This is a genomic window from Hymenobacter koreensis (assembly GCF_039541855.1).
In the GTDB taxonomy this organism is placed as follows: Bacteria; Bacteroidota; Bacteroidia; order Cytophagales; family Hymenobacteraceae; genus Solirubrum; species Solirubrum koreensis.
In genome coordinates this window covers 380,842-394,969 of record NZ_BAABHA010000004.1, presented here as the reverse complement: position 1 = coordinate 394,969, position 14,128 = coordinate 380,842, and the positions used below count along the sequence as shown (strand labels likewise).

Genomic DNA, 14,128 nt, shown 5'->3' with positions numbered 1-14,128 from the left:
CCGACCCGCCGTCGTTGAACGAAATCGTTGCTGACTTCAGACTGGGCTTACCCCGGTCAGGTGCCGAAACATGGCCGCTACTGCGGGCGCCACACCAGGGCAAAACCGGTGGCGCCGTCTTGGTACATAGGAGAAAACCCCAATCCGTCCAGCTTCGGCTTGCGTCCCCACCGGTTGCGGTGCGTGAGGTAGCCCAAGTGAGCCGACAGAATGCCAACGCCGGCACCCGCTACCACATCGGATTGCCAGTGACGGTTGTTGAGCATGCGCAGGGCACCCACGCTCGTGGCAATGGCGTACGCGCCCACGCCGTACCACTGGCTCTTTTCCCGAAACTCGGTGTGCACAATGCTGGCCGCCAGAAACGCCTGCGCCGTGTGGCCCGACGGGAAAGCGTCGCGCGTGGTGCCATCGGGCCGCCGGATTTTGGTGGTGTTCTTGATGGTGTAGGTCAAGGCCCCGTAAATCAGCTCCGATTTAACGATGACCAGCAGCGTGTTCAGCCTGTCGTGCCGCGACTCTACCCCGGCCAGCGCCACGGCGCCCAACTCCAAGTAGGGGGCGAAAATCAGGTAATCGTCGATGCGAGTCCGGAAGTTGGGGAACTGGCGTTGAATGTCGCGGCGGGCGTCGTAGCTGCTGTAGAGGCCATTGCCGTTAATGGTGCTGGCGCCGTAGCCAATAAGCAGGGCCGGCACAATGGTGGCCTTCACCAGCTTGCCCTTGTACCACGGCTTGGGCACGGCCGCCGACACACCGCCGGGGTTTTCGTACTTGCGAATGGTGTCGGGCTGAACGGGAGCTGGGGGCGTGGTTTGGGCGTGCAGCGCGGCCGGAGTCAGCCACAACAGGAACAGGAGGGAAGCAGGAAAACGCATGAGCAAGTGCCTCGCCGCACGCGAAGCACGCATAAGAGTGAAAGAAAATCGGCTGAAATTACGGCGCCGGGCGGAATAGCCAGCCAGAGCGCCCAATCAGGCTGCCCTAAGCAGTTAACGGCTGCCGTAAATCGGGCACCTGCACGCAAAAGCCCGGCCGTAGCGGACTACAGCCGGGCTTTGCAATACGAGAGTGGTATGCGGAAATTAATCGACGGGATAGAGGCTGTTGCTGGCCGGATCGACGGTTTCCCAGTACAGAAAACGCGGGGCTGGGCGCGGAGCGGGCTGGGCCGCATCCATTTCTTCCAGCGAAGCCGCCGGAGGCGTGGGGAACGGGCCCGGTGGCGGGAGCGAAGCCGACGAAGCGGCCTGTGAGTAGGAGTCGGTGTTGGGTTTCATAGGAGCGAGGGGAAATAGGAGCAAGCGGCAGCGCCGCGTAAGGTTTCTACGTAAGCTTCTTGAAAATGATTGACACGTGTGGGCCATAACCGAACAGGCTCCCGTACCGCAGCCTCTTACTGTATATTCCATGAACATCAGTATCACCCACGAACCCGCCGAGCAGACGTTCACCGTAGTGGGCCAGGACGCCGAGCTTACCTACGCCCGCCCCGAAAGCGGTGTCGTCGATTTTCAGCACACCTACGTCGACGAGAGCCTGCGCGGCCAGGGCATAGGCGACCAGCTGGCCAAGCAGGCCCTGGAATGGGCGCGCCACGAGCAGTTGCGCGTACGCACCAGTTGCCGCTTTATGGCCGCTTACGTCAGTCGGCACAAAGCCCAATACGAAGATTTGCTGGACGGCTAGTAGTCTGTAAAACAACTGACTGCAAGTCAAATGAAACGCAAGCTGGCCCGGACCCGCACCGTTAACACGGTACAGATCAGGGCCAGCTTGTGCCTGGGCTCCATGCGGAAAATGGAGCTTACTGCTTTACCACCTTCAGTACCTGTCGTGGCCCTGTGCCTTCCACCGACAGCAGGTACACGCCTGGCGCCGCGCGGCGCAGGAACGCGCTCAACCGGGCGCTGGTTTCGGCTGCCGAAGCAGTTTCCGAAGCCAGCAACGTGCGGCCGTGCGCACTGCGGAGCGTGGCGCTAATGCGCGCTTCCGCAGGCAGGCCAGTCAGCGTGACGTCGCCGGTGGTCGGGTTTGGGAACAGGGTGGCAACGGCTCTATCAGCACTTGATGGTACAAAAACCGGGGCGCTGAAGGTGGCCGTGCCGTCGGTATCCAGCTGGCGTAGGCGGTAGTAGGCGGCCGGTGCGGCATCGGCGTCGAGGAAACGGTATTGCTGGCGGGCGGCAGTGGTGCCCTGACCCGATACCTGGCCAATGCGGCGGAAGGCGCGCCCATCGGCGGACTTCTCTACTTCAAAGCCGGCGTTGTTTTTCTCGGCGACCGTAGCCCAAGTCAGCAGAACCCCGCTGCCTTGGCGCTGCGCCGTGAATTCAGCCAGGCTCACCGGCAGCGGGTTTACCGCGTTGCCGATGGCAAAACGGCCAGCCGCGCTAACGTCGGTGACCGTGAACGTAAACGGCCCCGTGCCGCCTACCGGCCCCATGTTCAGGCGCTGCCAGCTGCTGCCATTGTTGCGGTAACCCGCTACCGTCATGCGGCGGAAGCTGGCGTTTTCATCGGCGGCATTCCACTGGAACGTCACGCTGGCCAACACGCCGCTGCCACTGGGCGCAATTTCCCAGGTGCGGTTTACAAACTGCTGCGCCTGCGCGTAGGGCGCGCCGGTGTTGCCCTGCTGAAACAGGCCCGTAAACGTGCGCACCCGAAAATTGGCGGCGGCGCCCGTGTTGCTGATGCTGAGCGGCGTGTAGCTGGATGCCGTGCCCACCGGGTAGCTCACGCTAACGTTGGTGGCCGGCACGGAGCGTATCAGAAAGCCGGCGCCTGCAGCCAGGTCGTTGGTAACGAGGTAGCGGGTGTCGGTAGCGCCCGTAATGCTGGCGGCAGGGCCCAGGGTCAGGTTTTGGTTGCCGAGGGCCAGGCGGCCGCTAGTAAAGCTGAGCGTGCCGGTAATGGTTACGGGCGCGAGCAGGCTTACATCGGCGGGGTTGTTCAGCGTAAGGTTAACGAAGGTGCTGGCGTTGCCGCTGATGGTTTGGGCGGTGGTACCGGCCAGCTCCACGGTGCCTTCGCCCAGCAGAGTGCCGCGGTTGTCGAAGTTACCAGTGATGCGCAGCGTGGTGCCCGCAGCCAGCGTGAGCGTGGCGCCGGGCTCCAGGGTAAGGTTGCGGGCCTGCACCACGCCGCTGTTCAGGGCGGGCATAAACGTGCTGCCCGCCGGAATGCGGACGTTGGTAGCGGCCGTGGGCTCTACGCCGTTTTCCCAGTTGCGGCAGTCGGCGGGGTCGGCGGAGTTGTTGTTGCCGGTCCAAATGGCGGCTTCGTTGCGGGGCTGCGGGGCCGTGCGGGTGTTGAGCGTGGCCGGAGCGGTGTAGCTGGCCTTCACGAAGCAGCGTTGGCCGGGGGTGTTGGCCGCCGTGTTGCGCACTTTCAGCACGTACCAGCCCGTAACCGTGGATGTGAACGAGCCAATGGCCGAAGCCGTGCCGCTGGCGCTGCCAAGCAGGTTGCCCTGCAAATCGTAGAGCCCGATGGTGATGCTGTGCGGGTTGTTGGTAATGCTGGGATACAGCTCGTACCCAATGGCTTGTCCGGCCTGCGCGTAAATCTTGCCCACCACCCGCAGGTTGGTGGAGTTGTCGGGCAGAGCGCCGCCCTGCCCGAGGCTGCTGCAATGCAGGTCGCCGAGGTCGTCGGCCATTTCCCATTCCTGGGTGGTCACCGCGGCGCGCTGCGGCTGGTACACGTCGTTGTCTTGGCCCACCGGTGCCCACACCGAGTAGCCGCGGCGGCCTTGCAGGGCGGTGCCGTCGCAGGGCGGTACGCTAATGTAAACGCGGCCAGTACCATCAACAGTGCGCTCGGACGTGCCATTTGCGCCGGAGTAATCTTTTAACCTAGTGCCCGGTGCAAAGTCGGTCTGCACCGTCTGATCCTGCCACGTGTTCCAGTTGTCGTTGATGCCGATGAGGGCTCTGGCGCCGCGCTCAATCACGAGAAGGTCCTGGCCCTGCCACCGCACCTTGTAGGCGCCGTTCTTGAACTCCAAGTTCTGGTGGCACCAGATCAGGTTGGCCAAGTCGCTGCGTACGGGCAGGTCGGTGGTGCTGGTGGCTTCGTGGTTGAAGCGTTTGCCCGTGCTGCCAATGTTGAACAGGTCTTCGAAGAAGATTTGCGGGGAGCCGTCCACGGCCAGGGCCACGGCGTAAGCGGCCGACAGGCGCGGCTCGAACGGGTCGATGTGCGGGGCCAGCTCTTGGCTGGTGTTCCAGCCCGAGTAGTTGCCGTTGGTGAGCTGCGGCCGGAATGTATCGTGATTGTTCACGAAGGGCACGGTGCGGTGCACAAAGGTGTTCGAGCCGGCGTAATACTGCACGCGTCGGTCTTGTTGCCGGCTGGGCAGGTTGCCCATGTCGAAGCCGCCGTTGCCGTACACCATGCTGTAAATGCCTTCACGCAGCCCGAAGTCGAAGGTGCCGAGAAGAAAATCGGAGCCGCCGTTCTGCGCGTTTACGCTGTTGGTGTAGCCGTCAAGCTCGGCTTTGCCGCCCACGTACTCGCCCACGTTAAACATGGTTTCGCCGCCGTTGGCCCAGCCGGCGTTGTATTTCACGTTAAAGCTCAAGTCCTGCTGCACGGCGTAGCTGAAGTGCTTCACGGCATCCCAGCGGAAACCGTCGACGCCGGTTTGCTTTTTCATCCACACCATCCAGTTGCGGGCTTCGTTGCGCGAGTAGCCGGGGCCCTGAACGGGGTCGTAGGCGTTCGGAAACTGGCTGGTAATGGCGGCACTCAGGCCGCCGTAACCGTTGCCCCCGCCGTCGTCGCCGAAGCAGAAATCGGGACCAAACATGGGCTCGGCGAAAACCCCGCTGGTGGAGTTGTGGCCCAGGTGGGGGTGAAAGTTGGGGTAGTTTTTCGACCACCTACCCCGCCGGCTCAGGTACTCGGCGGCAATCTGGCTTTCGGTGGCCGACTCTACTTGCGGAGCCGGCGTGCCAAAGGAAGCGTAGCGGAAGCTTTTGTAGCCGCCGTTGCTTTGGGTGGAGTAGGCGTCGGGGTCGAGGCCGCCGTAGCCGTTGGTGCCGCCGGCGCCGTCCACGTGGTTCATCACCACATCCTGAATTACCTCAATGCCGTTGGCGTGCAGCACGGCCACCATGCGCAAAAACTCGTCTTTCGAGCCGAAGCGGGTGCGGGTGTCGCCTTTCTGGTACTTGTCGCCGAGGTCGTAGTGGTCGAAGGGGGAGTAGCCCACGTCGTTGGTGGCGTTCTTGTTTTTGGGCGTGGGCGGAATCCAGACCGCATCAATGCCCATGCTCTTCAGGCGCGGGGCCAACTCCGTAATGTAATCGGCCCACTTAAAGCGGTAGGTGTCGTTGTAATAGTCCCACCAGAAAGCCTGCAGCACTACTTTTTTGGAGGTGGTTTGTCCCGCCACCGGCCAGGCCGTCAGCAATAAAAACCACAAAACCAGCAAACGGAAAGGGTAAAGTTTTTTCATTCGCAGTGCGAGTAAACAGTAGGCGGTGGTCGGTTGGGTAGTTGGTAACCACGAAGTTAGTGTGAGGTTTAGAATTGCAAAGTGCGCTATTAGTTGCGTTGATTATTTAATAAAAAAACCGGCCCCGCTGCAATGCTGCAGCGGGGCCGGTTTAACCAAAAATCAAGCTGGATTAGGGCTGCACCACCACACGGCTGGTGTAGCGCTTCGAGCCAACTTCCACTACCACCTGGTAGAGCCCGGCCGAAAGGCCGCGCAATTCCAGCGAGGCTATATCGGCGGCGCCCAGGGTTTGGGTGAGCTGTCGAACCGGACGGCCCAGTGCGTCTACGAGCAGAATATGGGCGCTGGCACGGGCCGAAAGGCCGGGTACTTGCACCTGCACGCGGCCCGAAGCCGGGTTTGGGTACACGTACAAGCCACCGCGCACGGTTTGCAGCGCACGCGTGCTTGTAGTAACGCAAGCCGTGGAGGTGTGGCTGCCCATGCCCTGGTAGTTGCCCACGCCCACGGCCTGCCACTCGGCGGCGGCTAGGTTCCAACGGGGCTGTCCGCGGCTAACGTTGGGCCGACGAACAAGGGTGTTATCGAGCGTGGAACCGCCGCTGGGAATGGGCCAGTTGGTGCCGGGGTCCTGTCCAATGCGACCGATAACGTCGAGCGTATCGGTGCCCTGGAACAAAGCAATAGCGTCGTCGCCGTTAAAGAAGGTAACGTCGGAGGTGATGTCCGACTCGTCGATAACGATTTGCTCCGACTGAGCATTGGCAATAACATAGGTTTCACCCGAAGCCAGCATCCCCGTGAGGTTCAGGGTATACAGCGGGGTATTGGCGCCGTTGGTGAAGGTTTGCACGCGCAAGCCGTTCAGGTTAATGGCGTACGGAGCCGGGTTAAAGATTTCGATGGCCTTGGTGTTGCCCACGGCGCCCTCGATGTACTGCGAGAAGAACGGCCGCGTGCAGGGCGTGCCCAAGGGCGGCAGGTCGTCGTCGGTAATGGTGAGGGTGTGCTCGGGGTTGGTGCTCAGCAGCACCACCGCATTGCTGGGTTGGCCCAGGCGCAGCACTACCAACTCGTCGCCTTCGGCCAGTGCGTCGGCCGTTACGGTAACGGTTACGGGCAGCGTTTGCGGTGTGGTAGAGGCAGCAAACGTGAGCAGCGTGGTGTTCAGGGTAAAGTCGGCGGCGCCGGCCGTGGAGCTGGTGCTAACCACCGAAACCGGAACCGTGAAACCAGCCGACGGTACCGTGCCCGTTAACGTTACGTTGGTAGTGTAAGTAACCGTGCCGGTGTTGCCTTCGGTAATGCTACCCGACGCAGCGGCAAAGCTCACCGTAGCCGGGGCACCGTCGTCGTTGGTAATGGTGAAATCGTGAGAAGCTGGCGAACCGGCGGTAAGGCCACTCGTGGCATTCTGCAGCACTAAGCGTACCGTTTCATCGGCTTCGGGCTGGGTGTCGCCATTCACGGCCAGGGTTACCGTTTGGGTAGTCTGACCAGCCGCGAAGGTTACCGTTTGGGTGCTGAAGGTGTAGTCGGCGGGGGAGGTTGCCGTGGTAGCCATGGGGTCTACGGCTACTTGTACCGTGCCTGCGGCCGTGGGAGCCGGGTTTGCGGTCAGGGTAAACGTATATGTAGTGGTGCCGGCGTTGCCTTCGGCAATGCTACCCGAAGCAGCGGCGAAGCTCACTGCCGGGCCAGCCGGCTGGAAGCCCCAAGCGCGGGCCACGAGGGAGGGGTCGTTGATGTAGGGGTTGTAGTTGCCCTGGCTGGCGGCTACGCGGCGGTTGCGCTCCTGCTCGCGGGCGTCCACAGGGTCCTGCAGGTGCCACTGGTAGAGCGTGGCCGGGTTACCCACGGCCGAAAGCATGCCTTTGCCGGTATCAAACGTTTGGCCGGCGTGCACGGTGTAGAAGTAGAACACGGCCCGGGCCAGGTTGCCTTTGTGGTCTTCGCGCGGCTCGAACTGCGTGTTCGTGTCTTCGCTGTATTCGTCGATGTTGGCCGAGGGAATGGTCGATTGGCTGGTGAGGAACCGGATCCATTTCTGCGTTTGTGCATCGGGAATTTCCGCGAACGGGTCGGAGCCGCGGTCCGAGTTCCACTGGATAACCGTCGGGAACAGGTGGTGCATGTCGGATTGCATGCGCACCGCCTCATCGAACCACGACTGCGGTACGGTATGCTCGCAGTTGATGTTGGTGATGCTCGTGCTGGAGTTGTTGAAGTTGAGGGGCCGGGCCACCGAGTAGCCCGAGTACACGCACGTGACGGTGTTATTAAAGTTGTCGGCGTAGTTGTACATCTTGGCCCGGGCTGCCGAATAGCTCAGCACAGTGCGTTTGCCGTCGTACCAGTTTTGCGTGAGCCACGTACGCAGCGCTTGGTCCTGCAGGCTGGCCGGCGGCGCGGCTGGCACCGCCGGGAAGGTTTGCGCCAACGCCAGCTCTAGGCTCAGGCCCAAGGCTAGCAATGCAGCGAAGAAGTGTTTCATAGGAAAGAACCGTAGGGAATGAGAAAACGGACTTCAAAGGTCCAAAAAATCATTGGCTTGGCGCACGAGGAGGGCCAAAAAAGAGCGGCGGACCATGACGATTTTTCGTCGCGGTCCGCCGCTAATGTGTTCTGAACAAGAAAGCTGGCTGCCAGGGTAGCTTACATCTTCTTGTTTTCCTTGTTCGTTTTCTTCTCGGCCTTGCTGGGCTTCATGCGGCGACCTACGCGCATGTCGTCAGCGGGGGCAGTGGTGGTCGAGTTCATGGTGCCATCGGTAGTGCCCGAAGTGCTCATGGTACCCGAGCCGCTCATGCTGCCCGAGGTGCCGCTGGCGCCCGGCGTGTTAACCGTGCCCGAAGTGTTGGGCTTGCCGGCTTCGGTAGAACCTACGCTGGTGGTGCCGGTGGCGGGGTTAACACCCGTGCCAGCCGTACCGGCGGGGGTACCGGTAGAAGGTACGGCGCCCGTGCTCATGGTGCCGGTTCCGGTAGAAGTGCCCGAGGAGTTCATCGTGCCCGACGAAGAATTCATGCTGCCCGAAGTGCCGGTGCTCATGGTGCCCGTAGACGAGCCACTGGTGGAGGTGCCATCGGTGGTGCCGGAAGTGCCCGAGCCGCTCATGCTGCCCGACGAGTTCATGGAGCCGCCCGTAGTGCCCGACGTACCCATGTCGCTACCAGCTGGCATCACCTTGGACTTCATCTTGTCGCCTTCGGCCGATTTGCCCTTCATTTTAACGTTGCCGTTGTCGTCGTTCTTCACTTTCATTTTGCCGTCCATCTCCTTCGTCTTGGTCTTGGTGCCATCCGAGGAAGTTTGGGTGGTTTGGGCTTCGGCAACGGAAGCGGCGCAACAAATTGCCAGCGCCAGGGTCAGGGAAGAAATCAAGTGCTTAGTCATGGTAGGGAGGGGTTGAAATGGAATTATAAAGAGTGAGTGTGGGGCGTATACGCGCAATTCACAACGGAGGATACCGCAACCGCAGAAACAAGCCTGGCTGTGCTCCGGGCAAGGCCCAAACGCAGAGCGGGCCGCCCTCACCCTCAGGTGAAAGCGGCCCGCAAAGCCTAAATTAAAGCTGCCTTATTGGGCCGGCATCAGCACCGTGTCAATTACGTGGGTGACGCCATTGCTGGAAACCACGTTCGGAATGGTAACCGTGCTCGTGCCGCCTTTGGCGTCGCGCAGCATTACGCTGTTGCCTTTTTTTACCACGGTCAGCGTTTCGCCCTGCACCGTAGTCAGGGTTTGGCCGTCTTTCAGCTCCATGGCTAGCACGCGGCCGGGCACCACGTGGTAAGTCAGGATTTTGGTAAGAGTGGCCTTGTTTTCGGGCTTCACCAGGGTTTCCACCGTGCCAGCGGGCAGCTTGTTAAAAGCCGCGTTGGTGGGCGCAAACACGGTGAAAGGACCAGGGCCTTGCAGCGTTGCCACCAGATCGGCGGCTTTCACGGCGGCTACCAGCGTGGTGTGGTCGTTAGAGGCTATGGCGTTGGTCACAATGTCTTTGTCGGGCGTCATCATGGCGCCGCCCACCATTATGCCTCCGGCCGCGCCATTGCTGGCGTTGCTCTTGCCGGCCCCGCTTTTCATGGGGCGGTCCTTGCCTTTTACTTTGGTCTTGGTTTGGGCCGTGGCTTCGGCAGCGAAGCCTACCGTGAGGGCCAGAGCCAGCGTGGCGGCGGTGCACAAGTGCTTAAGCATGGAAATGGGTTTAGGTGTGAAACAACAAGCTCTACGGTATGTACCCAGTAACCGGTATTATCTAGCTGATTGTCAAAATAATACCGCTTTTAGCTGTTGCCAGGTATCGGCTGCCGTAGAATTAAGTCAGTTAACAGGCCACCGGCAAACTGGTTTTGGAAGACTAGAAAAAACGCTTGCTGCTCGCGAGCGGTTGTACTTGGCAGAGTTCAATAAACCGCAGCGGCAGCGGCGCCAGCTTGGGGGACTAGCAGTGGCGTGGGGGAGGTAGTAGCGCCACAATATTCAATAACCCGCGTCCCGGTCCGGTTTTTGGCAACGTTCCCGATAACGTTTGCGCAAATAATAATGTCCAATTCGGTGGAAATGCCGGGTTTACCTCAAACTTACCAATGAGAAAAGCCCCCGCCCAGAAAGGTCATTCTTGGTAATGGGCAAATCGGCTTACCCCTGAAACAGGCATTGCTGCCTCTCTTCACCGGCTCCTTGTACCCTGGGGCGCCCGGCCGGCAGCAAGGTTTGTACGCTTCCGCCAGGTACCGTTCCGGCTCTTGGTTCAGTCATTCCCCGCTTATGAAAACTCTGTTTCCGATTGTTGCCTTAACCGTTGGAGCCCTGCTCACCGGCCCTGCTTCCAGCGCCCAGGTTTCCAGTTTACCCAAGGTTAAAACCACCAGCTTTAAGGCCGACACCGTTTCCATTGCTACCCAAGGCGCCGTTGCCGATGGCCTGACCGTAAACACCGCCGCCTTCCAGAAAGCCATCGACGCCGTTAGCCAGAAGGGCGGGGGCGTGGTGCTGGTGCCGCGCGGCCATTGGCGCACTGGCCCTATTGAAATGCGCTCGAACGTGAACTTGCACCTCGCCTTGGGCGCGTTCGTGCAGTTCACCGACAACCACACCGACTACAAGCTCATCAAAACCAGCTGGGAAGGTGTGGCCGCCGTGCGCAACCAAGCCCAGATTTACGGCCAGGACCTCGAAAACATTGCTATTACCGGCAAAGGCATTTTCGATGGCAACGGCCACACTTGGCGCATGGTGAAAAAGAGCAAGCTCACCGAAACCGAGTGGAAACGCCTAGTGTCCAGCGGCGGCGTAACCAACGATAAGAAAGACACTTGGTACCCGTCGGCTTCGTCGCTGAAAGGATCCACCATTCCCGAGGCCTTCTACCTGAAGCCCGGCAAAGAGGTGAAGGACTACGAGGACATCAAGGATTTCCTGCGGCCCGACATGCTGGTGTTTGCCCGCTCCAAGCGCATTTTGCTGGAGGGCGTTACGTTTCAGAACTCCCCGGCCTGGACCATTCACCCGCTCATGTCGGAAGACATTATTGTGCGCGGCGTAACGGCCCTGAGCCCCGAGTACGGCCAGAACACCGACGCCCTGGACCTGGAGTCGTGCAAAAACGGCATCGTGGAAGACTGCACGTTTGACGTGGGCGACGACGCCATCTGCATTAAGTCGGGCCGCGACGAGCAGGGCCGCGAACGGGGGATGCCCACCGAAAACTTCATCATCCGCAACACCACGGTGTACCACGCCCACGGCGGCTTCGTCATCGGTTCGGAAATGTCGGGCGGAGCGCGCAACATCTACGTTTCTAACCTGAACTTCATCGGCACCGACGTGGGCCTGCGCTTTAAAACTACACGCGGCCGCGGCGGCGTGGTTGAGAACATCTTCATCGAGAACGTGAGTATGAAGGACATTCCCGGCCAAGCCATCATTTTCGACATGTACTACATGGCCAAAGACCCCGTGCCGCTCGTGGGTGAGTCTGCAGCGCCGCCCGTCATAGAGGCCAAGCCGTTGAACGAAGGCACACCGCAATTCCGCAACATTCAGATCAAGAACGTAACCTGCGACGGCGCCGAAACAGCCATTCTGGTGCGCGGTCTGCCCGAAATGGCCATCAAAAACATCAGCATCGAAAACGCCGTGTTGCAAAGCCAGAAGGGTTTGGTGTGCATAGAGGCCGACGGCATCAAGCTGAAAAACGTGACGCTGCTCACCAAGCAAACCATGCCCGTTATGGAGGTGCAGAACAGCAAGAACATTACCCTCGACGGCATCAAGTACGCCCCCGGTGCCGAGCTGCTGATGCGCGTAACCGGCGACCGTTCCAAAGACGTGAAGCTGGTGAATACTGACACCAAGCAAGCCAAAAAGAGCATCGAGTTCGGCGACAAAGTGTCGAAGAAAACGGTGACGGTTTCCCAACGCTAGACGCACGAAACTCCCCTCCTCAGACGAGGAGGGGACGCGGCGGCTTTAGCCGACGCCGGGGTGGTTGACCGGCGCCGGATAGTAAACTCAATCGTTGCGCAAGCTGCCCAACGATTATCAACCACCCCGCCCTTCGGGCACCCCTCCTCAGCTGAGGAGGGGAGTTTCGTTCGAAATTCCTTCTCTCCGAATGATGATTCAACTCTCCGGTTTACTGCTCGGTCTCACGCTGCTCGGCTCCACTGCCCAGGCGCAAACGGCTCCGGCCGCCAAGCCCATGTCGCAGCGCATGACCGATGCCTTTATTTCCTGGCACCCCGATTCCATCCTGATCGGCAACCGCAAAACGGCCCGCTGGGACTACGAGCAGGGCCTGATGCTGAAGGCCATGGAACGCGTGTGGCAGCGCACCGGCGACGCCCGCTACTTCACTTACATCAAGAACGACATCGACCAGTTTGTGCGCGAGGACGGTACCATCCGTACCTACAAGCTGGAAGACTACAACCTCGATAACCTCACCACCGGCCACACGCTGCTCACGCTCAGCCAAACGTCGGTGCCGAAACCGGAGAAGTACATCAAGGCCGCGCAGCTCTTGCGCAAGCAGCTCGATGGCCAGCCGCGCACCAAAGCCGGTGGCTTCTGGCACAAGAAGATTTACCCGAACCAGATGTGGCTCGACGGCCTGTACATGGCCGAGCCGTTTTACGCCGAGTACAGCCAGCTGTTCAACCAGCCCGCCGGCTTCGACGACGTGGCCAAGCAGTTCGCGCTGATTGAGAAGAACCTGGTCGACCCCAAAACGGGCCTCATGTACCACGGCTACGACGAAAGCCGCGAGCAGCAGTGGGCTAACAAGCAAACCGGCCAGTCGCCCAACTTCTGGGACCGAGGCATGGGCTGGTATGCCATGGCCCTCGTGGACGTGCTCGATTACTTCCCCCAAAACCACCCGCAGCGTAAAGAGCTGATTAAGTACGTACAGCGCCTAGCGCCCGTGCTGGCCAAGTACCAGGATGCCAAAACCGGCACGTGGTCGTTGGTAGTAGATCAAGCCGCGCGCAAAGGCAACTACGCCGAAGCTTCCGGCAGCAGCATGTTCGTGTACATGCTGGCCAAGGGCGTGCGCATGGGCTACTTGGATAAGAAGTACGCTCCGATAGCTCAAAAAGGCTACGACGGCCTGCTGAAGCAGTTTGTAGCCACCGAAGCCGACGGTGCCTTGGCCTTCAACGGCACGGTTAGCGTGGGCGGCCTCGGCGGCAAGCCTTACCGCGACGGCAGCTTCGAGTACTACCTAAGCGAGCCGCTGCGCAAAAACGACCTGAAAGGCGTAGGGCCGTTCATTCTGGCCAGCCTGGAAATGGAGTTGGCCAACGGCCTCAAGCCCGGCGCGGGCAAAACCGTGGGCCTCGATTACTACTTCAACAACGAGTACCGCAAGAGCCCTATTACCGGCGAGCAGGAACGCTTCCACTACACTTGGGAAGACCGCAGCCACGGCGGTTTTCAGCTGTGGGGCCAGCAGTTTCGGGACTTCGGCGCCAAAACTGTTTCGGTACCCGTAGCGCCCACCAAGGCTTCGTTGAAAAGCATCGACGTGTTCATCATCGTGGATCCGGACAGCAAGAAGGAAACCGCCAAGCCCAACTTCGTGCAGGCCGCCGACGTGCGCGCCCTCACCGAATGGGTGAAAGAAGGCGGCGTGCTGATGCTAATGGCCAACGACACCTCGAACTGCGACATCAAGCACTTCAATCAGCTGGCGCAGTCCTTCGGCATCCGTTTCACCGATACCTCGCTGAACATGGTAAAGAAGGACCAATTCGAGCAAGGTAAAGTGGATTTAACCGGCGGTAACAGCGTGTTTAAAACTGCCAAAACGGCCTATGTGAAAGAGCTGTCGACGCTGGCATTAACCGGTCCGGCCAAGCCGCTCGTGAAGCAAGGCGAGCATGTGATAATTGCTACTGCCCAGCTGGGCAAAGGCACCGTGCTGGCCGTGGGCGACCCATGGCTGTACAACGAATACAACGACGGCCGCAAGATTCCGGCCGAGTACCAGAATTTTCAGGCGGGCAACGACCTCGCCACCTGGCTGCTTCAGCAGGCGGGCAAGTAATACGTGGTGCGGGCCGAACGCTCGTAACTGTGGTGAGTGATGTACGCCTGGAACCGACATGGACGGTAACGCGAGTACAAATCGAGCCGAACGCCTGCGCT

The 14,128-nt window shown here is 60.4% G+C and carries 9 protein-coding genes; 3 read left to right on the top strand and 6 right to left on the bottom strand.

Annotated features, from left to right (window positions below; genetic code table 11):
* Positions 1-77: 77 nt before the first annotated feature.
* Positions 78-878 carry a phosphatase PAP2 family protein gene (locus ABD903_RS10510; RefSeq protein WP_345223974.1) on the bottom strand — a complete coding sequence of 267 codons (801 nt, stop codon included), beginning with the start codon at positions 876-878 and terminating at the stop codon, positions 78-80.
* 207 nt (positions 879-1,085) lie between these two features.
* On the bottom strand, positions 1,086-1,280 hold the full coding sequence (locus ABD903_RS10505) for a hypothetical protein (protein WP_345223972.1): 195 nt from the start codon (positions 1,278-1,280) through the stop codon (positions 1,086-1,088).
* Positions 1,281-1,410: 130 nt separating this feature from the next.
* Between ABD903_RS10505 and ABD903_RS10500 the strand changes: the two genes are divergently transcribed.
* Positions 1,411-1,689, top strand: coding sequence for a GNAT family N-acetyltransferase (locus ABD903_RS10500; RefSeq protein WP_345223970.1), 279 nt, complete (start codon positions 1,411-1,413; stop codon positions 1,687-1,689).
* A 118-nt stretch (positions 1,690-1,807) separates the two neighbouring features.
* Here the strand turns inward: ABD903_RS10500 and ABD903_RS10495 are convergent, their stop codons facing one another.
* From ABD903_RS10495 to ABD903_RS10480, 4 genes are all read right to left on the bottom strand, one after another.
* A complete protein-coding gene (locus ABD903_RS10495) occupies positions 1,808-5,467 on the bottom strand; it encodes an alpha-amylase domain-containing protein (protein WP_345223968.1) in 3,660 nt (1,219 codons plus the stop codon).
* A gap of 172 nt (positions 5,468-5,639) precedes the next feature.
* A complete protein-coding gene (locus ABD903_RS10490; protein WP_345223966.1) occupies positions 5,640-7,964 on the bottom strand; it encodes an endonuclease in 2,325 nt (774 codons plus the stop codon).
* A gap of 161 nt (positions 7,965-8,125) precedes the next feature.
* The gene (locus ABD903_RS10485) at positions 8,126-8,866 is read right to left on the bottom strand and encodes a hypothetical protein (RefSeq protein ID WP_345223965.1); all 741 of its coding nucleotides are present in this window, start codon (positions 8,864-8,866) and stop codon (positions 8,126-8,128) included.
* 183 nt (positions 8,867-9,049) lie between these two features.
* A complete protein-coding gene (locus ABD903_RS10480; RefSeq protein ID WP_345224183.1) occupies positions 9,050-9,559 on the bottom strand; it encodes a fasciclin domain-containing protein in 510 nt (169 codons plus the stop codon).
* Positions 9,560-10,243: 684 nt separating this feature from the next.
* Here ABD903_RS10480 and ABD903_RS10475 point away from each other — a divergent pair.
* Positions 10,244-11,902, top strand: a complete 1,659-nt coding sequence (locus ABD903_RS10475; protein ID WP_345223963.1) for a glycoside hydrolase family 28 protein — start codon at positions 10,244-10,246, stop codon at positions 11,900-11,902.
* A 193-nt stretch (positions 11,903-12,095) separates the two neighbouring features.
* On the top strand, positions 12,096-14,027 hold the full coding sequence (locus tag ABD903_RS10470) for a glycoside hydrolase family 88 protein (RefSeq protein ID WP_345223962.1): 1,932 nt from the start codon (positions 12,096-12,098) through the stop codon (positions 14,025-14,027).
* Positions 14,028-14,128: the final 101 nt, after the last annotated feature.

Coding starts and splice junctions, on each gene's coding strand:
- ABD903_RS10510 (WP_345223974.1), bottom strand. CDS start 878: ATGCGTTTTCCTGCTTCCCTCCTGTTCCTGTTGTGGCTGACTCCGGCC.
- ABD903_RS10505 (WP_345223972.1), bottom strand. CDS start 1,280: ATGAAACCCAACACCGACTCCTACTCACAGGCCGCTTCGTCGGCTTCG.
- ABD903_RS10500 (WP_345223970.1), top strand. CDS start 1,411: ATGAACATCAGTATCACCCACGAACCCGCCGAGCAGACGTTCACCGTA.
- ABD903_RS10495 (WP_345223968.1), bottom strand. CDS start 5,467: ATGAAAAAACTTTACCCTTTCCGTTTGCTGGTTTTGTGGTTTTTATTG.
- ABD903_RS10490 (WP_345223966.1), bottom strand. CDS start 7,964: ATGAAACACTTCTTCGCTGCATTGCTAGCCTTGGGCCTGAGCCTAGAG.
- ABD903_RS10485 (WP_345223965.1), bottom strand. CDS start 8,866: ATGACTAAGCACTTGATTTCTTCCCTGACCCTGGCGCTGGCAATTTGT.
- ABD903_RS10480 (WP_345224183.1), bottom strand. CDS start 9,559: ATGAAAAGCGGGGCCGGCAAGAGCAACGCCAGCAATGGCGCGGCCGGA.
- ABD903_RS10475 (WP_345223963.1), top strand. CDS start 10,244: ATGAAAACTCTGTTTCCGATTGTTGCCTTAACCGTTGGAGCCCTGCTC.
- ABD903_RS10470 (WP_345223962.1), top strand. CDS start 12,096: ATGATTCAACTCTCCGGTTTACTGCTCGGTCTCACGCTGCTCGGCTCC.